This is a genomic window from Pseudoalteromonas sp. NH0006-46, from assembly GCF_057547735.1.
Genome location: NZ_BAAJML010000001.1, coordinates 84443 through 109202, shown reverse-complemented (window position 1 = coordinate 109202; position 24760 = coordinate 84443). Strand labels below are relative to the sequence as shown.

The window sequence follows — 24760 nt, the reverse complement described above, 5'->3', positions numbered from 1 at the left end:
GGTTAGGCCTTTAAGCTGTTCCACCTACCGTTAGCTGATCAATTTTAAGGCTAGGTTGCCCTACGCCAACCGGAACACTTTGGCCATCTTTACCACACACGCCAACGCCCTTATCAAGTGCTAAGTCGTTACCTACCATTGAAATATGCTGCATGACTTCAGGGCCATTACCAATGAGGGTGGCGCCTTTGATTGGCTGTGTAATTTTACCGTTTTCAATTAAGTACGCTTCTGATGCACTAAACACAAACTTACCCGAGGTAATATCAACCTGCCCGCCACCAAAGTTAGGTGCAAACACGCCTTTTTTAACGCTACTGATAATATCGGCTTGGCTATGCTCACCACCTAACATGTAGGTATTTGTCATGCGTGGCATAGGTAAGTGCGCATACGACTCACGACGCGCATTTCCGGTTGGGTTAACCCCCATTAAACGTGCGTTTAGCTTATCTTGCATGTAGCCTTTTAAAATACCGTTTTCGATAAGCACGTTATATGCAGCAGGAGTGCCTTCATCATCTACGTTTAGAGAACCACGACGATCGGCCATGGTGCCATCATCAACGACGGTACATAGCTCAGAAGCCACTTTTTGGCCTACCTTACCGCTAAATGCAGATGCGCCTTTACGATTAAAGTCGCCTTCAAGGCCATGGCCTACCGCTTCGTGTAAAAGCACACCTGGCCAACCATTTCCTAATACCACTTCCATAGTGCCAGCTGGCGCGTCAATGGCTTCTAGGTTGACTTTAGCTTGGCGAACAGCTTCTTGTGCAAACTCCATCCAACGTGGTTTACCGTTTACCAGCTCTTTAAAATAGCCGTAATCTAAACGTGCTCCACCGCCTGCGCCACCGCGCTCACGACGGCCATTTTTTTCAAGCAATACTGAACAGTTTAAACGAATAAGCGGGCGAATATCGGTAGCAAATGTACCGTCACTGGCTGCAATTAATACTTCTTCGTATACTGCTGACATAGAGCTAATTACTTGCTCTGCATCGGGGGCGAGTTCTCGAATGTAGTTTTCAAGCTCCCGTAATAAACTAACTTTATCGCTATCGCTCATACTTGAAATTGGCTGATGCGGTGCAAATTGCACTTTTGCTGATACATCACTAAATACTTTAATGGCTTTATCTTCGCCTGCATCGGCAATGCTGCGAGCTGCTGTAGCCGCTTTGTTAAGCGCTTCTAAGTTGATAGCATCTGAATATGAAAAGCCCGTTTTTTCGCCGCTTACTGCACGTACGCCAACTCCGCGCTCTACATTGTAAGAGCCTTCTTTTACTAGGCCATCTTCAAGTACCCACGACTCGTGATGACTCGATTGAAAGTATAAATCGGCGTAGTCTACTTTGTGCTGATGTATGTAAGCGAGCGTTTTTTCGAGCTCTTCTCTATTTAGCTGGCTGTCGTGTAATAAATGCTGTTCAACCGAATTCATAATAAATGCTCTCTAAATCGTTGATGAGACTGCACAGGCATATCTCGTCTAATTTTTTTTAACTGCTCTAAATCAGCGTTAGCGCTAATAAAACCTGTACCGCTGGGTAAATTACTTAAAATGTTACCCCAGGGTGAAATAATAATACTGTGACCATACGTTTGTCGGCCATTTTCATGTGTGCCATATTGGGCTGCAGCAACGACATAACATTGGGTTTCGATTGCTCGCGCCGCTAATAATGCCTGCCAATGTACTTGGCCTGTCACCATTGTAAATGCACTTGGCACTAAAATAACCTCTGCTCCTTTACGCACAAGCGCAGTAAATAAGCCACTAAAACGCAGATCATAACATACTGTTAGACCTAGTTTACCAAAGGGGGATTCAACCACAACCACATCGCTACCAGCTTGGGTAAAATCGGATTCGCGGTAACTCCTCGTTTTATCATCTACGTTTACATCAAATAGGTGTATTTTATTATACGTTGCAACGCACTCACCCTGATTATTATATAAATGTGAGGCGGCATAATATTTAGTATTGTTGTAAGGCTCAGGAATTGTCCCTGCGCTTAACCAAATATTATGTTGTTTACACAACTGGCTTATTTGACGTTTGTATTGCTCAATATGTTTAGCTATTAACAGCGTATCGTGACCACTTTTGCTAAACACCAAAAAGGCCTCAGGTAGGCATACAAGCAGTGGCCGCTTAGCAGGGAGTGTGCTTAACGCTTTTTTTAACTCTGCAATATTGTCGTCGGCATTTAAGCCAGAGCACATTTGCAAAGCAAATATATTGTGGTTTTTAGGCGTCGCTAAATTAGTCATTAGTTGCGGTTACTTCAGCATCTTTAAGTTTTAAATCGACTGATGCTTGGGGCTGGTTTTGCGCCGCTTGTGGTAAGGTAACTTCACGGCTTTTCCTATCTAGCTCCTGAACAACAGGCTCGCTCATAGTGCCAGTCACTTTAAAATTAATTTCAGAAATAACGCGCGCAGAGTGTATTACTTTATCTAGTGCAAGCGCTGCTAGCCCTGTTACAGGATTTACCATCCATGCCACAATAACCGGAATACTTGAGGTAACCTGTGGTGCAACAGCAAGATCGTAGTTAATATCAAGCGTATTTAAATTTGCATACCCTTTGATAGTTAAATCAGCCGGAACGCCATCCATTTTAGTGTCTTTTGTATAAGCGATACCGTTCTCTAATTGCATAGAACCTTGCATGCTGTTGTAAAAGAACCCTTTTGAAAATACATCTCTAAAATCAAGTTTTAATTTACGCACCAACGAATCTAAGCTCAACAACGAAAAGACTCGGGCGCCACCGTCGCTAATTTCGGTTAGGTGCCCTTCTCCTAAGTCCCAATCAATTTCTCCACTGAGGCTCGGAACATCAAATGAGTAAGGTGCAGCTTGCCATGCAAGGTTGTAGTTTATAGTCGCTTTAGAGCCCTTAATTGCAGTGGTAATATCAAACTCATTAAACAAGGCCCCTATATCATCACTTTTAACCTCGCCACTTAGCTGGGTAAGCCCATTTTGCCATTGCCCTTTAGTACGTAAAATATGGTCGCCTTTATCAACAACGAGTTCAGAAATAACCAATCGCTTACCGTCGCCAAGTAACGAAGCGCTTACTTTATCTAGTTGGTAGTTGGTAATTTTACAATCTGCACATTCAAACTCTATAGCAGGTAAGTTCGTCAGCCACGTTAAATCGGTTTCGGGTTCTGCTTTTGCAGCTTCAGTAATGGGGGCTTCAATTTGCTCTGCAAAATTAACGCGTAAATAATCTGCGTTAACTCTAATAGGCTGGCTGCGCTGCGATGTAGGAATAAATACACCTGCACGCAGTTCTTTGGCGTTTAATTTTAAATACACATTGCTTTGCTCAGGGGCTAAGCGCATTTCAAAGTCGTTAAATACCATACTGCTAATATCGAGCATGCCAATATTGGCGACTACTTCATTCAGTGGTGGCATAATGCCTTGAGATTGAGGATCGTCATCGTTTTGGGCTGCACTAATAATTTGATCAATAAGATCTACCCAAGGAACAAGCTCTGTTTGCTCTAGGTTTATCGTAACGCTTAAGTCTTGTGAGTTAAGGCCTAAGTCTTGCTTACCTATAATAAAGTGCGCATTGCTAAATTGCGATTTTCCATTTTCTAATATTGCATTAAAATAAAACTGCTTATTTACCTGTGTTGTTATAAGGTTTGAAATGTCATCGCCTTGAACAACCGCATTAAGAACCCACGGTTGTGTGTCGATTTTATTATATGGTGCTGGTAATTTACTTGTTAACCCAATAAGGTCAGAGTTAACCTGTGCACGGTAATTAAACCCTTGCTCGGTAAAATTAAGCACAAGCCCTATATCAACCGCACTTTGCCCTTCTAGTGAGCCTTTTAAAATACCTTGCCCGCTATCAATTAGGGTATTGGCATCAAGTTGTGCATTAATATTTATGTTTGCTTTATAGTAACTCGCTTCACTTTGGCTAGTGTAATTAATTGCCAGCGGCATCCCAAGCCATGTAGCGCTCGCATTTTTAAGTTCGATATTATCGTTTTTAAAGTTAAGCACGCCGGTTAAGTTATTTAATGCAATACCGGGTGTGGCAATAAATACTGGCAAGTCATCTAGCTTGACGGTGCCGCTAACACTTGCACCACCTTCAAACTTTGAACCTACCAGTAACTCAATGCTGGCATCGGCTTCACCTTTACCTTGTATGACCTCAAAAATATCAGCTAGCGGGCTCGCAATAGGTGTGGCTTTAAAGAAGGTGTGCAGGTTTTCCATCGGCGCTTTTTTATCTATTTGCACCACAAGCTCATCGGCATTCATTAAATCATTAATGCTAACTTTAACGCTATTACCCACATTTAAATTAACCAAGGTGCCTTGTTGGCTGTAAATGTCCATGCGCTCATTAGCAAAATGTAGTTTTACCTTTGCATCTGTTACAGCTGGCCACTGCGGATCAAACTGGTACGTGGCGTCATCAATTTGGGCAAGTACATCAAATTGCCCTGAGCCATCTTTAAACGGAAACCCAGATAATGGCCCGGCAAATAAAACTTGAGCTTTTGATATTTCACCGCCTTTTATAGCCCCGTTTAAGTAGCTAACGAGTTCTGGGCTCATTGCTTTTAACGGGAAATAATGACCCGCAATACTGGCATCCTCTGCAAACGCCTCTGCGTATAAATAAAGGCGCGGTGAATCACCAAAGCTAAGCTGCATCTCAGCAGCGAGTGTGACCTCATTGTTATCAAACCAAATATTGTCACTGCTAATACGCCAATTATTATTTTGCTTTGCGAGATCTAATTCTATGTTTAGCTGGTTATACTTAATGTTGTCACTAAAGCTGTCGCCAGTTATTAAGGTGCCGTTTTCGCCAAATAGGCTGATACGACCTTTATTTTGGTTTATTAACCCGTTTACGCGTAAACCTTGCGCTGCAGGTACTGAGTTAAGCTCTTGCCAGCCAATGTTATTGGCGTTAAACCATACCTGCCACTGCTGGTTACTTTCATAATTAACGTATGCCTGCTGTATTTGCCCACTTGGTTTACGCTTTAAAAAAGCATCGAGAGAATCAAAATTAGTCAATGCTGCCAAGTTAGCCAGCAGCGCTATATCTATTTGATTTAACCAAATTTGATTATTTTCACCTAGTTGAGCCTCAAACTCTAGGCTTGGCCATGTCGTATTGTTGTTATTAAACGCTAAACCGGTGCTTTTTAAATGCCAATTACCTTGCTCAGGATAAAGGTGAAAGCCACCTTCACTTAAACTAACTTGTTGGCTTTGCGCTTCATTAAACCAAGTAACGGAGCTTGGTAGCCATTGCATTTTTATATCGTCAATCAGGCCTTTTTCAATTTTTAACCAAGCCTGTAAATTGATATCGCTAGTTAACTGTTGTTTTTCAGTATTTATATATTGCGCCAACCAATTAGACACATCTACCTTATTGGCTTGGACATACATGTTGCCCGCAACTTCTTCTAAGCTTTCCCCTTTCAGAGCAATGCGCGCGTCAAAGGTGCCAACCGAAATACCAGGTAAAGCTAATGTTCCACTGCCTAAATGTTGTGACTCTTCATTTTGCCAAATGATATTTTCAAGCAGGAGTTTACGCTCTTTGTTGTCGTCTAAAACAAAATTAATACTGGAGTTTTCTATTGCAAAATGACCTGTATTACCTAAAAATAACCCTTCTATAAGCTCTTTTTGCTCAAACGAAACATCATCTTGAGTACTACTCTCAAACAAGTCTGTCACATTTACTGTGGTATGAAAGCCATTTATAACAAAGTAATTAGACTTTAATTGCAGTGTTTTTATGCTTTCCCATAAATTAAGCTCTAGGCTGGTTTTTGCAATGGTTAGCGAAATAGGTGCAGTTTCGTTATCTTTAAACGACAAGTCTTCAAGCACAAGAGCAGGACCATTTCCCTGCCAACTTGCTGAAATAGCACCAATAGATAAACTAATAGCAAATTTTTCATCTAGGTAGGTTTCTATGTCACCTTTATAATCGTTTGCGTAAGGGAGTGTGTATTTTAATATTGAAACAATAACGGCCAGTAATACCAAAATTATGGCGCAGGTTTGCCATAACTTTCTAAAACAAAAAAAACAGACCGCTTTTGCTTTCATTACATCATTACCACATCAAACTGCTCTTGGCTGTATAAGCTTTCTGTTTGTATGTGTACTTGCTTACCTATAAATAATTCAAGCTCTGCCAAGTTGTGGTACTCATCATTAAGTAAGGCTTCACTTACAGCTGGTGCTGCATAAACCATAAACTTATCGGCTGCATAGGCGCGGTTTACGCGTACAATTTCACGCAATATTTCGTAGCATACCGTTTCGACTGTTTTTTGTGAGCCACGTCCTGAACATGCAGGACATACATCACATAAAATATGCTCTAAGCTCTCTCGGGTACGTTTTCGGGTCATTTCAACTAACCCAAGCGCTGACAAACCATTAATATTTGTTTTAGTACGATCTTTAGCAAGCGCCGATTCAAGCGAGTGTAATACACGGCATTTATGCTCTTCACTGATCATATCGATAAAGTCGATAATAATTATTCCACCTAAATTACGAAGTCTTAACTGACGCGCAATGGCAGACGTTGCCTCAACATTAGTATTAAAAATAGTCTCCTCTAAATTACGATGCCCTACAAATGCTCCTGTATTTACGTCAACCGTAGTCATAGCTTCTGTTTGATCAATAATAATGTATCCGCCGGACTTTAACGTTACTTTACGATGCAGCGCTTTTTGCACTTCGTTTTCTACATCGAATAAGTCGAATATAGGGCGCTCACCCGGATAGTACTCGAGTACTTGTGAAAGTTGCGGTACAAATTCTTCGGTAAATACTTTTAGCTCTTGATAGGTAAGCTTTGAGTCAACACGAATACGCTCCATGTCTTCACCCACGTAATCACGCAGTGTTCTAAAGGCAAGCGTTAGGTCTTCATGTAATATGGTTGCTTTGTTAGTTTTTTTACGGCGTGCGGTTATTTTTTCCCACAGCTTCCTTAAAAAACCAGCATCGTGTCTTAACTCTTCTTCGCTTGCGCCTTCGGCCGCTGTGCGAACTATAAAGCTGCCATTTTCATCGCCATATTCTGCAACAATTTTTTTAAGGCGAGAACGCTCTTCTTCTGTTTCTATTCTCTGGCTCACACCAACATGCGTTGCGTCAGGCATAAATACTAAGTAACGAGAAGGAATAGTAATGTCGGTCGTTAGCCTTGCACCTTTTGTGCCTAATGGATCTTTCACCACTTGCACCATAATATATTGGCCTTGGCGAACCAGTTCGCGTATGTCTTGCACTTTTTTTATTGGTACATCGTCTACGCCTTCAACAATGGAGGCACTGTTTACTATGTCTGATGCATGTAAAAATGCGGCTTTCTCTAAGCCAATATCAACAAATGCTGCCTGCATTCCCGGTAGAACACGGCTTATTTTACCTAAGTAAATATTGCCAACAATACCTAGGTTACCAATGCGCTCTAATTGAATCTCTTGAAGCACACCGTTTTCGATTAGGGCAACACGGCTTTCACTCGGCGTTACGTTGATCAGTAATTCTGTACTCATGCTACCCTCTCAAAAATGCGTGTAATAATTGTTCAGTCTCATATAAAGGTAAGCCGACAACACTAAAATAGCTACCTGAAATATGTGTAACAAAGCGACCACCTAACCCCTGAATGCCATAACCACCCGCTTTATCTTGTGGCTCACCACTTTGCCAATAGGCTTTGATCTCTTCATCGCTCAGTTTTTTAAATGTGACGTCGGTACTGACAACTTGGCTAAGTACTTTATCTTTGGTTGCAAAAGCAATCGCAGTTAGTACCTGATGTGTATTTCCAGACAAGCGCTTTAGTGTATGAGTAAAATCGGCTTCATCGCATGGCTTACATAATGATTCATTACCAATAACAACAACCGTATCACTACCAAGCACTGGCCGGTCTGTGTAACCAAGTTCAACACCTGAACGCGCTTTAAGGCGTGCTAAACGCTCTACGTAATCATGAGGGAGTTCATTGGGAAGCTGACTTTCGTCTGCATCAACACTAAATTGAGAAAATTCAATACCCAATTGGGCAAGTAGCTCTTTTCGACGAGGAGAAGCTGATGCCAGATATACGGCAGTATTCATTATCTGATCCTAAAATGTCTGCGGTACTTACGAAGTAATAAAAACACCCAAAACCAACTTACCATGCCAGTAAATACTGGCCATAAATATTGTGGGTTAAAGTAAACACCAAGCAAAAAATGGTTTAGCCAAAACTGCATTAAATGATAAAGCGTTAAAAACAAACCAATTAACAAACTTTGCTGCCAAAGCGAGAAGTTACGAATTTTTTGAAAGTTGCTTGCGGTAATAAATATACAAACCGAAAATGTCAGCGAGTTAACACCTAAAGGTGAGCCTGACGCTAAATCAATGAGTAAACCTACGACCCAAGCAGTACCAATATTTAACCGATGTGGCACGGCTAATGACCAATACATAAGTACTAATAAGACCCAATCCGGTCTGAATGGTTCAAACGAGAATGGCAGCGGCATTAGCGCCATTATTAAAGCAAAAAATATGCTCAGCGCAATTAACAATGAATAACGGTTAATCATCGTTTATTTGCTCCTGTTGGTTGCGCCATAAAATAACCAACAAGCGAATTCGGTCGAGCAGCGCGATTGGCTCTGCAAATACTTGTGCAAATGGGCGGCCTTCATCGCGGTTAATTTCTGTGACTATCGCCACCGGATACCCCTCAGGAAATGTGCCACCTAACCCAGAAGTCACCAATACATCACCAATACGTACATCTAAACTATGAGGCACATGCGAAAGCTTAACTACATTAATTTTACCAATGCCTTCAACGACGGTTCGCACGTCGTTTCTAAGTATACGCACCGGTGTTGCATGAGTTGTGTCGGTCATCAGTAGTACGCGCGATGTAGTGGAGCCTACTTTTGTCAGCTGCCCTACCACTCCCATTTCATCTATTACAGCTTGGCCTTCACTAAGGCCGTCGGTGGTGCCACGGTTAATAACAACTTGATGACTGTAGGGGTTTGAGTGAACGGAAAGTACTTGCGCAATAATTTTACGGTTAGATTGTTTTGCTGATGAGCCAAGTAATGCGCGCAACTTTTGGTTTTCTCTGGCTAAAAACTGATACTGTTGCAACTGCTCACTTTGTAGCATTTGCTTTTTTTTCAGTGCTTCATTTTCAGTGAGAAGTTGATCGCGAGTGTGTAAGCTTTTAGCGCCAATGCTAAATAACTCATAAGGTAAGTTGGCAACATAAATAAGCGGGCTAACCAACGTATTTAAACTGGTGCGCACAACGGTTCCACCTTCTGTGTAACGGTCTCCAGCTATGAGTACGATACTCAAAAGCACTGCGACAAAAAGTCGCAGTTGCAAAGAGACAGTGCGCCCGAACATTAATTTCATTAGTCGTAACTAAAAACGTCACCACCGTGAACATCAATCATTTCTAATGCTTTACCGCCGCCACGTGCTACACACGTTAGTGGGTCATCGGCTACAACAACAGGGATACCTGTTTCTTCCATTAGTAAACGATCTAAATCTTTTAATAGTGCACCACCGCCAGTAAGTACCATACCGTGTGCAGAAATATCTGACGCAAGCTCTGGTGGCGACTGTTCAAGGGCAACCATCACTGCGCTTACAATTCCCATTAGTGGCTCTTGAAGGGCTTCTAAAATTTCGTGTGAGTTAAGCGTAAATGAACGTGGAACACCTTCAGCTAGATTACGCCCACGTACTTCAATTTCAATTGGCTCGTCTGTTTTAAACGCAGACCCAATTTGGTGCTTAATATTTTCAGCGGTTGCTTCACCAATTAAGCTACCAAAATTACGGCGCACATAGTTAATAATCGCTTCGTCAAATTTATCGCCACCAATACGTACTGATGATGAGTAAACCACACCATTTAGTGAAATAATGGCGACTTCAGTTGTACCACCACCAATATCAACAACCATAGAGCCTGTTGCTTCTGATACTGGTAAACCTGCACCAATTGCCGCAGCCATTGGTTCTTCAATTAGGTAAACTTCACGGGCGCCAGCGCCCATTGCCGATTCGCGGATTGCACGTTTTTCTACTTGCGTTGCACCACATGGTACACAAATAAGTACACGCGGACTTGGGCGCATAAAGTTATTGTTATGCACTTGCTTGATAAAGTGTTGTAACATTTTTTCTGTTACATAAAAGTCAGCAATTACGCCGTCTTTCATTGGGCGGATTGCTTTAATATTACCCGGCGTACGACCTAGCATTTGTTTTGCTTCGGTACCTACCGATGCAACACTTTTAGGGCCACCAGCACGCTCTTGACGGATAGCAACAACTGAAGGTTCGTTTAGAACAATACCTTCTTCTTTTACATAAATTAGGGTATTGGCTGTACCCAAGTCGATCGATAGATCGTTAGAAAAAATACCACGGAGTTTTTTAAACATGAGGCTGGATGACCTTTGAAATACGTTCTTATATTAGCTGCCTCACTTTAACATGCCTATTTTGATGAGCAATATAAAGTGTGGCGCCTTTGTGAATTTGTTAAAAAAGGAAGCAATGCTTCCTTATAAAGTTTATCTCTCGCGAACTAAGCGAAAACCAATGTAGTTTGATCTAAAATCAGGCGCTAAAATTAGTCGTGTTGATACACGCGCAAGACTTGGTGCAAAATTCCATGCTCCACCTCTTACGGCAACATCCGATTGACCTGATTTTTTATTGGTCCATTCCCATACGTTACCTACCGTATCGTAAAGTCCAAACGCGTTTGGAGAAAAAGATCCCACGGGTGCAGCACGCTTATTTGACCATTCACTACCACACCAACCACAGTTAGCTAAGTTTTTACCAATTTCGTTACCCCAAGGGTACTCAGTTTCTGTACCTGCACGAGCTGCATATTCCCACTCAACTTCGCTAGGTAAACGAAACTGCTGACCTGTCTGGCCCGATAACCACTCAGCATATGCTTTTGCATCGTTGTAAGTTAAACATACAGCCGGAAAATCACTGCCTTGTTCAAAACCAGGATTGCGCCAATTTAAAGCCGCCTCCCATACTGGCTCGCCATTTAAATAATATGCACAGCCTTTATTTATTTCTGCTTCTGTTTTATACGCTGTATTAGCAACAAACTTTTCATAGTCGCCTACGGTTACTTCCTTGCTTTGCATAGCGAATGAGTTAGCAATGGCTTTTTCAATAACTGGGCGCTCATTAGCCAATCCGTTACCATTAATATCACCCATTTTAAATTTGCCAGCAGGAATTACCACAACAGGTGTTTCTACATTTGCGTTTAAAACGTTAACATTTTCGCTTACTCTACGTGTTTGTGTTTCTGGTTGCTCGCGAGTATAGGTCGGTGCAGCAATCGACTTAGGCTTTTTTACTAAGTTAGCATTAATTGTTTGCGCTTTATTTAGGTTTACACGTGCTTGGTAAGGCTTGTAGCCTAACTTACGAATTTCAATTTCATGCACACCTTTTGGTAAACGCGTAATTAAGCGTGTAGAACCAAAGCTCACACCATTAATAAACACTTCATCGTCGTAAACGTTAGAGCGAAGTGTTAGCTCTACCGACTGATCTTTTTTTTGTTCAACAACCGTGTAATCAGGTTTAGATTGTACTGGCTGCTTAACAGAATAATCGCGTACAGGCTTATTGTTTAAGCGCGATACCGAAACTGCACTGTTATTATCCGCGCTATTGCTGAATGTTAACTGACTATCCGTATACGTTGTGCCATAAGTTGGCTGGTAAGCGGTATTAAGGGGTGAACCGTATTCTGAACAATAGCGGTTATCTATACTTAATAAGTTACATAAACGGCTGCTATTAACTTCACCGCGCATTGAAACGCTTAAGTTAACGTTATAATTACCTTGGCCGCTAAATGCACTACTCACTACATGGCTACTTAAAATTTGTACTTGCGCACCAGCTAAATTGCGTTTTGGTTCAACGATGCGTTCTTCTGTTAAGTTTGCAAAAATTTGGTCTACAAAGCGTTTGGTTGCTTTTTGTAACCCCATTTGCTGACCACGTTGCTCACACGCCGCAAGTGTTTCTGTGCGCTTACAATTTATTGTATGGTTAACCTCAAGCGTACCTTCACGCGTAAACTCGTTACGCAAGCGCTCTACACGAGCCGTTGTTAACTGCTCTTTCAGGCTTTCTAAAGTATTTAGTAAAGTGTGCTTAGCAACTCTAATTTGCTCAATATCTTTTCGGTGGGATGCAATTGCCGCCAACTGCATAGAGATATCATCTTTATTTTGCTTGTGATCAACTACCGCCTGTTGATAGCGAGATTGAGCGCTTGTAATGTTTATTGATGGATCATCAATTAAACGGCGATACATTTCGTTCATCGCGTCGAGCGCTTGGTTTTTTTCTTTGTCTAGCTCAGTTGAACGAGAACGAAGTAGCTCTAATTGATTTTGTAACTGACTTTCTTCTTTTAAATGTTTATCAAGTATTCTTGTCGAGTTATCGTATTCTGTCTGTTTAACACTAATCTCTGACTCAATTCCAGTTACGGTAGCTGTGTCTTGTGCAAATGCACTACTTGCTAACAAACTAGCTGTAATTAACAGAGATAAAGGAGTAATTCGCATATATTCCAGTCCCAAAAAGCGGCAATTATTTGGTCGTTATTATTTTTTTATAATTAAAGTCTTATGCTATGTACTTGCAGCGCAAAACACAAGCTTTGTTCAATTATTATCTTAGTTTACAACTATTCGCCCGTTTCACGCTAGTAAATAACCTGATCATTTACTCTAAAGCCAATAAATTGTAAAACACGGCTTAGATCTTACTTAAATTCATAAACTTACACTTAACAGTGAAACTATTTTATTTTAGGTTATTCATCACCGTTGAGTATCACATTGTATTAAACCTAGCGTATTTGCGTTATTTAACCGTTAACCATTAAAAATTACGTTATCAAATAAACTAGCAAACTTATAAACACTTATTTTTTGCACTAACACTCAGACATAAATACGCTTAAAGCGGGCGCAGTAATTACATTTTGTTTCGTGTTGTTTTTAGCTTCAACATATTCAATACGGCAATTATCCACTGCAGAATAACTGTTGGGGTAAATAATAGCTTTAGCAGCTTGTGGGCTATTCGTAATATTAAAATCCCCAGTGTGTTCAGTTGCAAATTTAGTATCTAAAATCGCCCTAAAAGCGGCCTCAGTTGCAGCAGGATAGCCATAAACAATATCAACCATTTTTCCTGAATCAAGCTCGATACTGGCATTTGCTTTATTATGGAGGTTTTTAATAATGGCTTTTCCATGTACAACGCTTATTTCAGCTTGAATTGATACTTGCAGTGTTTCAAGGATGGATGCGTGTGCTTCCCCTTGAAGGTTTAAAAAGCGCGGGGCAAAATAAACAGCTAACGCGCCAAAAGTGACAATAACAATTATTAGCTGCAGTAACGAAAAGCCAATCTGTTTTTTTATAAGTATTGTTTTCTTAAATTGTTTTTTCATAACTAAACTCCCTTTACAATTGGTTAACTTTAAAACATGTTAACCAATCTAGCTACTCAAAATTTAATCAATGCACTGTTACACAAAACAATCCATCGTAATTTTGTATAGCCCCTTCTATTTATAAGCTATAAAATTAGCCGTGTATTTTATTATTTATCCTTTTAATTGAGAAAAAATGCCTGCATCTTTCGAAATAAATGAAACCACTATTACGCAAAAAATCGATGATCCGTGGTTAAAAGGTAAAGGCATTGAGCTATTAGTAAAGCGAGATGATCTGCTCCACCCTTTAATAAACGGGAATAAGTGGCGAAAACTAAAATATAATTTAATACAAATGCAGTCCCAGAATAAAACCGAGTTGCTTACATTTGGTGGCGCATTTTCAAATCATATACATGCGTGCGCTGCAGCGGGAAAAATGTTTGGTTTAACAACGCATGGGATTATTCGCGGGCCTAATTTAGATCAAAGCAACCCAACCATCCAATTTGCACAGCAGTGTGGCATGCAGCTTCATGTTGTTAACCGTATTGAATATAAGTTGCGAAACGATGCGCAATACCTCGCAGACCTTAGAACAAAATTCCCCAATGCGTATTTTCTTGCTGAAGGTGGCACAAATACCTATGCAATACCAGGCTGCGCAGAGCTTGCACAAAGTTTGCCAAAACACGATTACTTAGTATGCCCTACAGGTAGTGGTGGAACGCTTGCGGGCCTTATTGAGGGCAGTAATGTAACAACACAAATAATAGGAATTGCAGTTTTAAAGCAAGCACAATATTTAATAGAGGAAGTCCGTAAGCTAAGCGCTAAAGCAAGGTCACAAACTAACTGGCAATTGCTTTGCGATTTTCATGGCGGTGGCTATGGTAAATTCACTCCTGAGTTATGGGCGTTTTGCCAACATATGAGCACTACACACAATCTACCGCTAGAGCCTATTTATAGTGGTAAAATGCTGTACGCTCTGTGGCAGTTAATAGAGCAAGATTACTTTCCTTTTGGCAGTAAAATAATTGCAGTTCATACCGGCGGCTTACAAGGATTAGAAGGGCTTAAGTACAGAAAACTTATTTAAGCATACTTTTTCAGTCGAGCACCCAATGCGTAGGGTTTAATTAAAAAGCTAAAGTACATCAATGAAAAACAGCCTGAGTTAGCTCTTGTAAAGGTTCCGAAAAATAAAAGCCTTGCGCGCCCGCGACACCTAGTTGTGTAAGCATAATAAGTTCTTTTTGAGTTTCTACTCCTACCGCATAAACAGGAAGGTTTAACATTTTTCCTGCATTAACAATGTTTTTGATGCATTTTTGATTATGCGATTTTTCATTGACTAAGTGCACTAGATCGTAACTTAGCTTTAAGCCTATTACCTCTTCACAGTGAATAAGCAGAGGAATGTTTTCACTCGTTTTTACATTATCAATAATAATATTAGATCTGTGTTTTTTTATTATATTTAGCGTATTTGCTAACGCATCTTTGTTGTTGCAAAAAAAAGCTTCACTCATTTCAAACTGTAATTGGCAGCTTAAATTCAGCCTATCCATTTGTGTGCTTAACCAGCTCCAAAACTCTTCGTTAAGCCAATTGTTAGGGTGCATATTAATGCTAACGCTTAATGGTGACTTTTCAGCCATTACCAGAGTGAGTATTTGCGATAACACCGCTTTATCGAGTATTAGCGCGTCATTTTTACTCTCAACTTGATTAATAAAATACTGAGCCGCCAGCAAACCATGCATGTCGTGCCTTACTCTTATTAATGCCTCATGCTGAATAATATCGCCACTAATCAAATCGAACACAGGCTGAAAAGAAAGCATAAACTTATTCTTTTTAATATTGTTAATAACCTGCTCATTACAAAATAACACTTCTTGGCTTTTGCTCAGTGCTAATCGATGACGGTGCAATAACATACTATTTTGAGAAAGCGTTAAAGCCGCTTTTGCTATTTGCAATACCTTGGATTGATCGGCACCTAAGCGAAAGTTACATGCACCTAACTTAACATGTTTACGAGTCGTATTTTTCTGATGGCTTTGACACACATTAAAAATAATTTTGTATAGACGTTCAGTATAACGATCAAGCTCAGCGATAGGCACATTGTAGAGTGTAATGGTTAGTTGTTCAGGATTAATGACTTTCACAGCAATTTTTTTTATTTCAGGAACGCTTTTAAGTATTAATACTTTAAAGCTTGTTTCTAAGTCAGTATTTTTATCAAACTCGCAATCCCAACTCACTAAAATAAATAAACTATGATACTGCTCAGCCGCTGCATAGAGCGACCCTAGTTCATCGCTTTTAACGGTTTTAACTATATCTACCCTATCGCACGTGTCGCTTGGTAATTTTAACTCCTTAGGCTGACTATTGAGTCGTTTCAATTGTTTTAAATTAACTGCATTTCCCCAGCGATAAAGCGAGCTTGCAGCTCCTAAAACAATAAGGTTGAGTAAAATGAAGAGGTAACTTTCCATTATCCAGACAGGAGGGTGATAAAGGCCTAAATTTAACGTTTTATACGAAAACACTTTAAGCTCTGGCTTCATTAGGTTTTTAAAATGCCCAGAAGACGGCTCCGCTGAAAGCGTAAATCCATTGCTTTTAACTAAAACAGCTAAAGTTTTTTGATCTAATGGCGCATTTAATTGCAATTCATACACTTGCTTTACAAGCTGGTGCCCAGCTCTATATATTTTTAAATGTAATGCATTACTTAATATAAAATTAAAACCAATCAGCAAGACAATAAGCAAGGCCAAACATACCGGTTTTAAATGATTTGATAACCAATAGCGCCCCTTAAACATAGCTCACCCAAACGTTATATTAATAACTGAAGTGTTGTTCAAAAAAGCCATAAGTACAAGGTAGCTAATCAACTTTAAATATAAAATCGTAAGTAAGCTAATCGCTACTTTTAAACCAATTCGCTTACTTGAGTGTTCTATTTATAGGCAGTAAAACATTGTCGATAACAAGACAAGCATTTTGGTATTTAGCTATTCTAAATAACAAATTTTTAACGCAAGTAGCAACATGTTTAGCCACACAAAATGATTAGGTATTATTGCGGATTGGTATAATAACCCTATAAAACAAAAAGACCGCTAAGTAGCGGTCTTCAATAGTTTTTCAACATTCTAATTTTTGTCTTTGGTTAGAACGGAATGTCGTCATCAAAATCTATAGTTGGTTCCATTGGATTTGATGCGCCGCCCTGTGGTGCATTTTGCGGCTTAGGTGCAAAACCACCTTGCTGCTGTGGCGCACTATTTTGCTGTGGAGCAAAACCGCCATTTTGTGGCTGATACTGATTACTTTGCTGTGGAGCCGGTGCTGATTGAGGCTGTGCAGCAGGTGCAGCTTGCTGTTGTGGTGCATATCCACCTTGCTGGCTGTTTTGACCTTGGTTGTTTTGACCATAGCCACCGCCTTGCTGATTATTTTGGTAACCGCCACCTTGTTGGCCGCCTTGATTACCTTGATAGCCACCACCACCTTGCTGATCGCCACCGCGAGCGCCTAGCATTTGCATTTGACCCGTGAAGCCATCAACAACAATTTCTGTGGTGTATTTTTCTTGGCCTTGTTGGTCGGTCCATTTACGTGTTTGAAGTTTACCTTCAACGTAAATTTGTGAGCCTTTACGACAATACTCACCAACAATTTCAGCCAGCTTTCCAAAAAACACAACACGGTGCCATTCAGTTTTATCAACCATTTGGCCAGTGTTTTTATCTTTATAGCTGTCTGACGTTGCTAAGGTAATATTTGCTACACCATTGCCATTAGGCATGTAACGAACTTCAGGATCTTGTCCTAAATTACCAACCAAAATTACTTTGTTCACACCGCGTGCCATGGAACCATCTCCTATAAACGTTAGATTAAACCAGCTACTTTACGTGCTTGGTCTAGGTCAAATTCTTTATCATTAATCTTTAAGTAGCTACGGCTTTCATCGCGCACTACTGTTGCTTCTATTACACCTGGTAAAGCAACTAACTGAGAAGCCAATGTTTGGGCATGCTCCTCAGAACTTAATTTGGTCATTAAACTAATAACTTTACTTTTGGGTGGTACTTGCATTTTCCACGCAACAACAAGCCATATTAACCCAACAAGTGCTGCTGCCGCAAACACAGCTTGCGTTGTTGTAGTTTGAGCAATATAACCACCTAACACCCCGCCCAAAAAGGCACCTAAAAACTGGCTAGACGAGTATCCCCCCATGGCTGATCCTTTTTGGTTAGCAGGGGCTATACGCGATACAAGCGCTGGCATTGTGGCTTCTAAAAAGTTAAATGCGACAAAATAAAGCAACATACATATAGCAATACCTACCACACTATTAATCCATACTGACATGGCCAGCATACTGACTGTTAACAGCGCTACAGAACCGATAAACGCTTGCTTTTCTTTTTCTTTTTTAATGGCCACAATCATAATAGGTACCATTAATAAAAATGCCAAAAACAAGACCGGAATATACAAATACCAATGTTGCTCTGCCGCCAAACCTTCTTTTATCAGCTGGCTTGGTAGTACCACAAAAATAGTGGTTAATGTTAAATGCAGTAATAATACGCCTGCATTTAAACGTGATAACTCTGGATGTTTAATCAGTTTTTTAATATCGCTAAAGCTTGCCAAGGTATCCCCTTTGGGCGCTTTATTTACTGCGTTTGGCACTAAAAATAAAATAATACCAATACCGAGCACGGCAAGTATTGCTGTTAACCAAAATACCCCAGCTACACCCCACGAAGCGGCAACAATTGGGCCTAATAACATCGCAAAGGCAAAGCTCATGCCTATGCTCATACCAATTACAGCCATTACTTTAGGGCGTTGTTCGTCGCGACTTAAGTCGCTGGCAAAAGCCAGTAATGCACTAGCAATAGCGCCCATACCTTGTAAGGCACGCCCTACAGTGACCATTTGGATAGATTCAGCCAATGCGGCTATGACTGAGCCGATAGCAAACACAACTAAACCACCAATAATAACTTTTTTACGGCCTATTTTGTCTGACAAACGGCCCATAGGTATTTGCAATACCGCCTGTGTTAAGCCATACGCACCAATAGCAAAACCAATCCAAATCGGTGAAAAGCCGTCAAGCGACTGGCCATAAATCGCTAATACCGGCATCAGCATAAATAAGCCGAGCATTCTAAATGCAAACACACTCGCTAGCGATACAGCGGCGCGCTTTTCTCGTGAATTAAGTGAAGATGCAGTCATTATCAGCAAAATCTTACGATGTGAAAAAATTAGGCAAGGATTCTATCACAAGCTTGGCAATAATTAATCGCTTAAAGCTAAGGATTTTTCATGATCAAGGATTAATATTGCAGCGTATTATGAGATACTCAGTAAATAATTTTGGTAATTAACGAGATAGCATGGAAAACATTGAAGTCCGAGGCGCCCGTACGCACAATTTAAAAGACATCAGCCTAACCATCCCACGTGATAAATTAATTGTTATCACAGGCCTATCTGGTTCGGGAAAGTCATCACTTGCATTTGATACTTTGTACGCTGAAGGGCAACGCCGGTATGTTGAATCACTTTCTGCGTATGCAAGACAGTTTTTATCCTTGATGGAAAAGCCCGATGTTGATCATATTGAAGGCCTATCTCCTGCAATTTCAATAGAACAAAAATCAACCTCGCATAATCCACGCTCTACCGTGGGTACCATTACCGAAATATACGATTACTTACGTTTAATGTTTGCTCGCGTGGGCGAACCTCGTTGTCCTACACATGATTTACCTTTAGCCGCACAAACAATTAGCCAAATGGTTGATACCGTTTTAGCACTGCCTGAAGGCACTAAGCTAATGCTTTTGGCACCGGTAGTAAAAGAGCGTAAAGGTGAACATGTTAAGCTGCTTGAGCAACTAGCAAGTCAAGGTTATATACGAGCACGAATAGATGGCGAAGTATGCGATCTATCAGATCCGCCAACACTTGAACTTCACAAAAAGCACACTATTGAAGTAGTAGTTGACCGCTTTAAAGTAAAAGATGGCCAACAACAGCGTTTAGCCGAGTCATTTGAAACAGCGCTCGAAATGTCGGGCGGTGTGGCAAATGTAGCTTACATGGACGATAGCACGATAGAGGAAATGCTGTTTTCAGCCAACTTTGCCTGCCCTACCTGTGGCTATGCAATGACTGAATTAGAACCTCGTTTATTTTCGTTTAATAACCCTGCCGGTGCGTGTCAAAGCTGTGACGGTTTAGGCGTACGTCAATATTTTGATCCTAACCGCGTAGTACATAACCCTGAGCTAAGCTTGGCCGGTGGTGCTATAAAAGGATGGGATAAGCGCAGTTTTTACTACTTTCAAATGCTACAGGCGGTCGCCGAGCATTATAAATTTGATTTAGATGTACCGTTTGAAAAGCTAGCTATAGACTCTCAAAAAATTATTTTAGAGGGCTCAGGGCAAACTAAAATTGCTTTTAATTACCGTAACGACAGAGGCGATTTAATAACACGCAACCACGAGTTTGAAGGCGTGTTAAACAACATGAACCGTCGCTATCGCGAAACTGAGTCAAACTCTGTACGCGAAGAGCTCGCTAAATATCAAACTAGCCAAGCGTGCCCTAGTTGTCATGGTTCGCGTTTACGCCAAGAAGCACGTCACGTATTTATAGGTCAAACAAACCTGCCTGCTATTACTACTATGAGCATTGGCGAAGCGATGAACTTTTTTGAAGGCTTATCACTTACGGGTCAAAAAGCCCAAATAGCTGAAAAAATCCTAAAAGAAATTCGCGACCGTTTATCGTTTTTAATCAATGTTGGTCTTAATTACTTATCGCTTGAGCGCAGTGCCGATACCCTTTCTGGTGGTGAAGCGCAGCGTATTCGTTTAGCCAGTCAGATTGGTGCAGGCCTTGTAGGGGTAATGTACGTATTGGATGAACCATCAATTGGTTTACACCAACGCGATAACGACCGCCTACTGCAAACATTAGTGCATTTGCGCGACCTAGGAAACACCGTTATTGTTGTTGAACATGATGAAGATGCTATTCGTGCCGCCGATCATATTATTGATATTGGCCCAGGTGCAGGTGTTCACGGTGGGCATATTATTGCACAAGGTACACGCGACGATATTCTAGCCACTAAAGACTCGGTAACTGGCCAGTTTTTATCTGGCGTGCGCAAAATAGAAGTACCAAAAGAGCGTAATCCAACCGGCGATAAATGGCTTGAGCTATTTGGCGCGACCGGTAACAACCTTAAAAATGTCGATTTGAAAATTCCATTTGGGTTAATGACGTGTATTACCGGTGTATCGGGCTCTGGTAAATCAACACTTATAAACGATACGTTATTTAAACTTGCGCATACTGAATTAAACGGCGCAACTACAGCAGAAGCAGCACCGTATAAATCAATTAGTGGCCTTGATCATTTTGATAAAGTAATTGATATTGACCAAAGCCCAATTGGACGTACGCCGCGTTCAAACCCTGCGACGTACACCGGTATTTTTACAGGCATTCGTGAGCTATTTGCCGGTACACAAGAGTCACGCTCTCGCGGGTACAAAGTGGGTCGCTTTAGCTTTAACGTTAAAGGTGGACGCTGTGAAGCCTGCCAAGGTGATGGCGTAATTAAGGTAGAAATGCACTTTTTACCTGATGTATATGTACCATGTGATGTGTGTAAAGGGCAGCGCTACAACCGCGAAACCCTAGAAGTACAATACAAGGGTAAAAACATTCACCAAGTACTAGAAATGACTGTTGAAGACGCGCATGACTACTTTGATAAAATACCTGCAATAGCACGTAAACTTAAAACGCTAATGGATGTTGGTTTATCGTATGTGCGTTTAGGACAAGCCGCTACCACACTCTCAGGTGGTGAAGCTCAGCGTGTAAAACTTGCCCGCGAGCTTTCTAAACGCGATACAGGTAAAACACTGTACATACTTGATGAGCCAACAACCGGCCTTCACTTTGCCGATATTGAACAGCTACTTGTTGTACTACATCGCCTGCGCGATCATGGTAATACCATCGTAGTTATTGAGCATAACTTAGATGTGGTTAAAACCGCAGACTGGGTGGTTGATTTAGGTCCTGAGGGAGGCGCTGGCGGCGGTGAAATACTTATTGCAGGTACGCCTGAAGACGTAGCTGAATGTGAGCGCTCGCACACCGGGCATTACCTAAAGCCATTGCTTTAATATAGATTATAAAAAGCACCAAGCAGTTTAACTGTTTGGTGCTTTTTTATATTTAGCGCCCGACTGTTAGTCCTTTATAAACTTCGCTATTCATCCCAACTAATTTGTATAATTTGCATATCTTTGTACTTTGCACCCGTAAATAAAATTTCGTTATCTGAGCTTACTTCAAAAGCGATAGGCCGAAAATCAACGTGAGTATCTTGCACGCTGTCATCTTTTAAATTTAACCTAGCGATTCTTGAAATAGAGTCTGAATAATAGAAATAGTCTTTACTAATTCCATATACATTCGCCTTTCTAGCATTTTTAGGTAATGCCCAGCTTTGCTTATCCGCGAAACGAATCAACTGATCAAGGCTAATTGCGTAGGGGTTACCTTCACTATCTGAAATGAGTTTATTAGCTTTAATGTCTTCTATTACGCGGGTATCACGGGTTAGCAAGTTCAGCTCAACAACTCTATTTTTTGAATCAAGCTGCTCAATATAAATAATACTTTCGTTGTTTTTTGACCAAATATAACTCTCTATTTTACGCCCACTCAACATTTCCAACGGATAGAATTTTTGAGTATTTACGTCATAAAGTGAAAAGCGCTTATTTTTTATTAATAATATACGTTCCTTATTAGGAGATACTTTTAACCCTCTTAACCTATAGGCAGATGAGACGTCATCGTAATTAAAAAAACTAAGTTGCTTAGTTAGTCCATTTTGAGCAATCCATAATTGGCTACTACCAGAACGCTCTGATACAAAAACATGCGCTGGTCCTGCTTTATTTATTACTTCAACAATGCTGTAGTCATCATTATCACTTTTATACAAAGATTCATAAACTGGATTATCGCCAAAGGTATCTGTTGCTTTAATTAATGAAAATGCTTGTGTTTTATTTGCTGAGTAAAACAGGCTATTAGCAGATTGAACTGTAATATAATAAGGTGAAATTGCAGGGGTAATCGTCTGTGTATGTTTAATTATATTATTTTTATCAAACGTAATGGTTGAAAGGTCTGAATCTTCAAACACAATGACGCCTTTATCATTTGAAAGCCAATCGAACGCGAAACTAACTGTTCTTCTCTTTGCTTTAAATAATCGCTTAGTTTCACGCGAAGTAAAGTCGTAACTAAATACAGAAAATGGTTGGCCTTTTTGGCTCAATATGTACGCTATTTTATTACCCGAATGAGATAAGCGTGGCATTATTACGCCATACATTACACCTGGCGGAGGAATAACAATCGACTCTTTTTGTAAATCTAAGTCAAATTTATATAAACCTGAGCCATCTTGTTCATTTTTGTACTCGGTATAATATATATACTCACCATTTTGATCTAATTGCGCATAACCTGTGTACCTTAGATCACATTTTTTTATTCGTTTAGCATTCCCAACAAGTGGAAACTGGCTTAAATCAACCAATACCATTTCGCATTGCTGCTGCTTTAAGTTTGTAGCTTGTAGTAGCACAGCCTGTTGGTTTAGCTGCCACGACAAAATAGATACCTGAAAACCAGGGTATGTAATTTCCACTTCTCGTTGATCAGAAAGACGTTTAACAAATGCACGATTAAAATCCTGTTCAGGTTCAACATTGGTATAAGCTAAATATTGCTTATCTGAAGATAGCTCAGGATGAACCTCACTCCCTATATTCCATGTACTCGCCACCTTATTTACCGTGATCTGTTTAACTTCATCTTTAGAAGGAGTGCTAACAAACAGCCACACCAACCATGCAAAAAAACATAAACAGACAATGGCTAATAAAGAATAAAAGATAGGCTTTTTTAAACTACTTTTTTTAAAAGGTTGAGTGGAGGTTGTTTCTGCAGCATCCACATTTTTTGAACTTAAAACAGATGACTCATTCAATACTTGTACGTAGTTGTCAGCGTCATTAGCTTGCGATAAATGCTCTGGAATAACCGTTAGGCTATAGCCTTTTCGATAGTGCGTTTTTAAAAGAGGTGCTTTTTCAATTGGATGGGCAAGCTGTTTTCTTAGCTCTGAGATAGCTCGGTTAATCGCATTATCGTCTACGAAAGTTTGTTGCCATACACTTTCAATAAGCGCTTGGCGGGAAACTATTTGTTGAGGCTTACTTATAAAGTGCAGTAATAACTTTACTAAGAGTGGATCTAATTCCCTTTCTAAGTTGTTTGAAGTAATCACACAGCGATTACTAATAAATTGCCAAGGTCCGATTTGATAATTCATAGTCTTTACATGTTTTTATTTTTATAAACCGTATCACATGTATCCATTATTTTGTATAAAAAGCATTTAAAACCTTATATTAACAATATAAGGTTTAACTCTAACCAATTAAATTAAAAGGATTAATTTACAATAAAAGCTTATCTATTAATTGCTCATAACTAGATAAGCGACTCTCAGTAAATTCAGCGATATTCTTTAAACCGTCATCAACAAGCAGCTTACTAAAAATCATTTGCGATTCTAAATTAGCTGCAATTAAAAATATAAAAGGTTTAATTATGAACAGCACAATGAAAAAAGGTCTATCTACTCTACTACTAGTAACTGCTTTTAATACTACATCAGCCTTCGCAGTTGATACTAAACAACACATATTTAAAAAAAGCGTTGAGCAGTGTGTAATTGGTGAACATACAGAAACAAACAAACCAACTAACAAAAAGCAGCAAAAAACTAACACAGTAAATGCAACTGAGTCTTTAAAAACTCATGTCGATACGCAAACACTGCTTTCTTCAATAGATGAAAAAATAGCAGCTGAACTTGATTCTTCAATGAGCAAAATAAACACAGAAATTGACAAAAACCTTTCAAAAGTAACATCGTCAATCACTGCTTATTTCAGCAATATTTTATCTAACTAAAAACAATA

General features: G+C 40.1%; 17 protein-coding genes. 3 read left to right on the top strand and 14 right to left on the bottom strand.

Annotation, left to right across the window (positions count from 1 at the left end):
* Nucleotides 1-10: 10 nt before the first annotated feature.
* The 10 genes from tldD to AC27I2_RS00395 form a co-directional block, all read right to left on the bottom strand.
* On the bottom strand, nucleotides 11-1450 hold the full coding sequence (gene tldD, locus AC27I2_RS00440) for a metalloprotease TldD (RefSeq protein WP_058550610.1): 1440 nt from the start codon (nucleotides 1448-1450) through the stop codon (nucleotides 11-13).
* Nucleotides 1447-2286: a carbon-nitrogen hydrolase family protein gene (locus tag AC27I2_RS00435; RefSeq protein ID WP_487203204.1), complete on the bottom strand. Its 840-nt coding sequence runs from the start codon at nucleotides 2284-2286 to the stop codon at nucleotides 1447-1449. Before AC27I2_RS00435 ends, tldD begins: the two co-directional genes overlap by 4 nt.
* Nucleotides 2279-6142, bottom strand: coding sequence for a YhdP family protein (locus AC27I2_RS00430; RefSeq protein ID WP_487203203.1), 3864 nt, complete (start codon nucleotides 6140-6142; stop codon nucleotides 2279-2281). The genes AC27I2_RS00435 and AC27I2_RS00430 overlap by 8 nt, the downstream gene beginning before the upstream one ends.
* Complete coding sequence (rng, locus tag AC27I2_RS00425; RefSeq protein WP_487203202.1) at nucleotides 6142-7614, bottom strand: ribonuclease G; 1473 nt, start codon at nucleotides 7612-7614, stop codon at nucleotides 6142-6144. The genes AC27I2_RS00430 and rng overlap by 1 nt, the downstream gene beginning before the upstream one ends.
* Before the next feature lies 1 nt (nucleotide 7615).
* The gene (locus AC27I2_RS00420; protein ID WP_058404661.1) at nucleotides 7616-8185 is read right to left on the bottom strand and encodes a Maf family protein; all 570 of its coding nucleotides are present in this window, start codon (nucleotides 8183-8185) and stop codon (nucleotides 7616-7618) included.
* Nucleotides 8185-8664: a rod shape-determining protein MreD gene (gene mreD, locus AC27I2_RS00415; RefSeq protein ID WP_010555554.1), complete on the bottom strand. Its 480-nt coding sequence runs from the start codon at nucleotides 8662-8664 to the stop codon at nucleotides 8185-8187. Before mreD ends, AC27I2_RS00420 begins: the two co-directional genes overlap by 1 nt.
* Nucleotides 8657-9499, bottom strand: a complete 843-nt coding sequence (gene mreC / locus AC27I2_RS00410; RefSeq protein ID WP_171034610.1) for a rod shape-determining protein MreC — start codon at nucleotides 9497-9499, stop codon at nucleotides 8657-8659. Before mreC ends, mreD begins: the two co-directional genes overlap by 8 nt.
* Nucleotides 9499-10542 (bottom strand): rod shape-determining protein, encoded by a 1044-nt coding sequence (locus AC27I2_RS00405; protein ID WP_002958401.1) that lies wholly within the window; start codon nucleotides 10540-10542, stop codon nucleotides 9499-9501. Before AC27I2_RS00405 ends, mreC begins: the two co-directional genes overlap by 1 nt.
* A gap of 132 nt (nucleotides 10543-10674) precedes the next feature.
* Nucleotides 10675-12723: a formylglycine-generating enzyme family protein gene (locus tag AC27I2_RS00400; protein ID WP_058404662.1), complete on the bottom strand. Its 2049-nt coding sequence runs from the start codon at nucleotides 12721-12723 to the stop codon at nucleotides 10675-10677.
* A gap of 374 nt (nucleotides 12724-13097) precedes the next feature.
* Nucleotides 13098-13619, bottom strand: a complete 522-nt coding sequence (locus AC27I2_RS00395; RefSeq protein WP_487203201.1) for a type II secretion system protein — start codon at nucleotides 13617-13619, stop codon at nucleotides 13098-13100.
* 178 nt (nucleotides 13620-13797) lie between these two features.
* Between AC27I2_RS00395 and AC27I2_RS00390 the strand changes: the two genes are divergently transcribed.
* Nucleotides 13798-14706 carry a 1-aminocyclopropane-1-carboxylate deaminase/D-cysteine desulfhydrase gene (locus tag AC27I2_RS00390; protein ID WP_058404664.1) on the top strand — a complete coding sequence of 303 codons (909 nt, stop codon included), beginning with the start codon at nucleotides 13798-13800 and terminating at the stop codon, nucleotides 14704-14706.
* Between the two features lie 58 nt (nucleotides 14707-14764).
* On the opposite strand, the gene AC27I2_RS00385 is transcribed toward AC27I2_RS00390, so the two are convergent.
* The 3 genes from AC27I2_RS00385 to AC27I2_RS00375 form a co-directional block, all read right to left on the bottom strand.
* Complete coding sequence (locus AC27I2_RS00385) at nucleotides 14765-16450, bottom strand: EAL domain-containing protein (protein WP_487203200.1); 1686 nt, start codon at nucleotides 16448-16450, stop codon at nucleotides 14765-14767.
* 350 nt (nucleotides 16451-16800) lie between these two features.
* On the bottom strand, nucleotides 16801-17505 hold the full coding sequence (gene ssb / locus AC27I2_RS00380) for a single-stranded DNA-binding protein (RefSeq protein WP_219422828.1): 705 nt from the start codon (nucleotides 17503-17505) through the stop codon (nucleotides 16801-16803).
* 20 nt (nucleotides 17506-17525) lie between these two features.
* Nucleotides 17526-18893: an MFS transporter gene (locus tag AC27I2_RS00375; protein WP_058403838.1), complete on the bottom strand. Its 1368-nt coding sequence runs from the start codon at nucleotides 18891-18893 to the stop codon at nucleotides 17526-17528.
* 161 nt (nucleotides 18894-19054) lie between these two features.
* Between AC27I2_RS00375 and uvrA the strand changes: the two genes are divergently transcribed.
* The gene (gene uvrA, locus AC27I2_RS00370; protein WP_487203199.1) at nucleotides 19055-21874 is read left to right on the top strand and encodes an excinuclease ABC subunit UvrA; all 2820 of its coding nucleotides are present in this window, start codon (nucleotides 19055-19057) and stop codon (nucleotides 21872-21874) included.
* Between the two features lie 86 nt (nucleotides 21875-21960).
* Here uvrA and AC27I2_RS00365 read toward each other — a convergent pair whose 3' ends face one another.
* The gene (locus AC27I2_RS00365) at nucleotides 21961-24105 is read right to left on the bottom strand and encodes a winged helix-turn-helix domain-containing protein (RefSeq protein ID WP_487203198.1); all 2145 of its coding nucleotides are present in this window, start codon (nucleotides 24103-24105) and stop codon (nucleotides 21961-21963) included.
* A gap of 281 nt (nucleotides 24106-24386) precedes the next feature.
* On the opposite strand from AC27I2_RS00365, the gene AC27I2_RS00360 reads away from it, so the two are divergent.
* On the top strand, nucleotides 24387-24752 hold the full coding sequence (locus AC27I2_RS00360) for a hypothetical protein (protein WP_219422826.1): 366 nt from the start codon (nucleotides 24387-24389) through the stop codon (nucleotides 24750-24752).
* Nucleotides 24753-24760 lie beyond the last annotated feature (8 nt).

Excerpts from the sequence above, each read along its gene's own strand:
- AC27I2_RS00390 (WP_058404664.1), top strand. The coding sequence starts at position 13,798 with ATGCCTGCATCTTTCGAAATAAATGAAACCACTATTACGCAAAAAATC.
- ssb (WP_219422828.1), bottom strand. The coding sequence starts at position 17,505 with ATGGCACGCGGTGTGAACAAAGTAATTTTGGTTGGTAATTTAGGACAA.
- AC27I2_RS00365 (WP_487203198.1), bottom strand. The coding sequence starts at position 24,105 with ATGAATTATCAAATCGGACCTTGGCAATTTATTAGTAATCGCTGTGTG.
- AC27I2_RS00405 (WP_002958401.1), bottom strand. The coding sequence starts at position 10,542 with ATGTTTAAAAAACTCCGTGGTATTTTTTCTAACGATCTATCGATCGAC.
- AC27I2_RS00435 (WP_487203204.1), bottom strand. The coding sequence starts at position 2,286 with ATGACTAATTTAGCGACGCCTAAAAACCACAATATATTTGCTTTGCAA.
- mreD (WP_010555554.1), bottom strand. The coding sequence starts at position 8,664 with ATGATTAACCGTTATTCATTGTTAATTGCGCTGAGCATATTTTTTGCT.
- rng (WP_487203202.1), bottom strand. The coding sequence starts at position 7,614 with ATGAGTACAGAATTACTGATCAACGTAACGCCGAGTGAAAGCCGTGTT.
- AC27I2_RS00420 (WP_058404661.1), bottom strand. The coding sequence starts at position 8,185 with ATGAATACTGCCGTATATCTGGCATCAGCTTCTCCTCGTCGAAAAGAG.
- AC27I2_RS00360 (WP_219422826.1), top strand. The coding sequence starts at position 24,387 with ATGAACAGCACAATGAAAAAAGGTCTATCTACTCTACTACTAGTAACT.
- AC27I2_RS00385 (WP_487203200.1), bottom strand. The coding sequence starts at position 16,450 with ATGTTTAAGGGGCGCTATTGGTTATCAAATCATTTAAAACCGGTATGT.
- AC27I2_RS00395 (WP_487203201.1), bottom strand. The coding sequence starts at position 13,619 with ATGAAAAAACAATTTAAGAAAACAATACTTATAAAAAAACAGATTGGC.
- uvrA (WP_487203199.1), top strand. The coding sequence starts at position 19,055 with ATGGAAAACATTGAAGTCCGAGGCGCCCGTACGCACAATTTAAAAGAC.
- tldD (WP_058550610.1), bottom strand. The coding sequence starts at position 1,450 with ATGAATTCGGTTGAACAGCATTTATTACACGACAGCCAGCTAAATAGA.
- AC27I2_RS00430 (WP_487203203.1), bottom strand. The coding sequence starts at position 6,142 with ATGAAAGCAAAAGCGGTCTGTTTTTTTTGTTTTAGAAAGTTATGGCAA.
- AC27I2_RS00375 (WP_058403838.1), bottom strand. The coding sequence starts at position 18,893 with ATGACTGCATCTTCACTTAATTCACGAGAAAAGCGCGCCGCTGTATCG.
- AC27I2_RS00400 (WP_058404662.1), bottom strand. The coding sequence starts at position 12,723 with ATGCGAATTACTCCTTTATCTCTGTTAATTACAGCTAGTTTGTTAGCA.
- mreC (WP_171034610.1), bottom strand. The coding sequence starts at position 9,499 with ATGAAATTAATGTTCGGGCGCACTGTCTCTTTGCAACTGCGACTTTTT.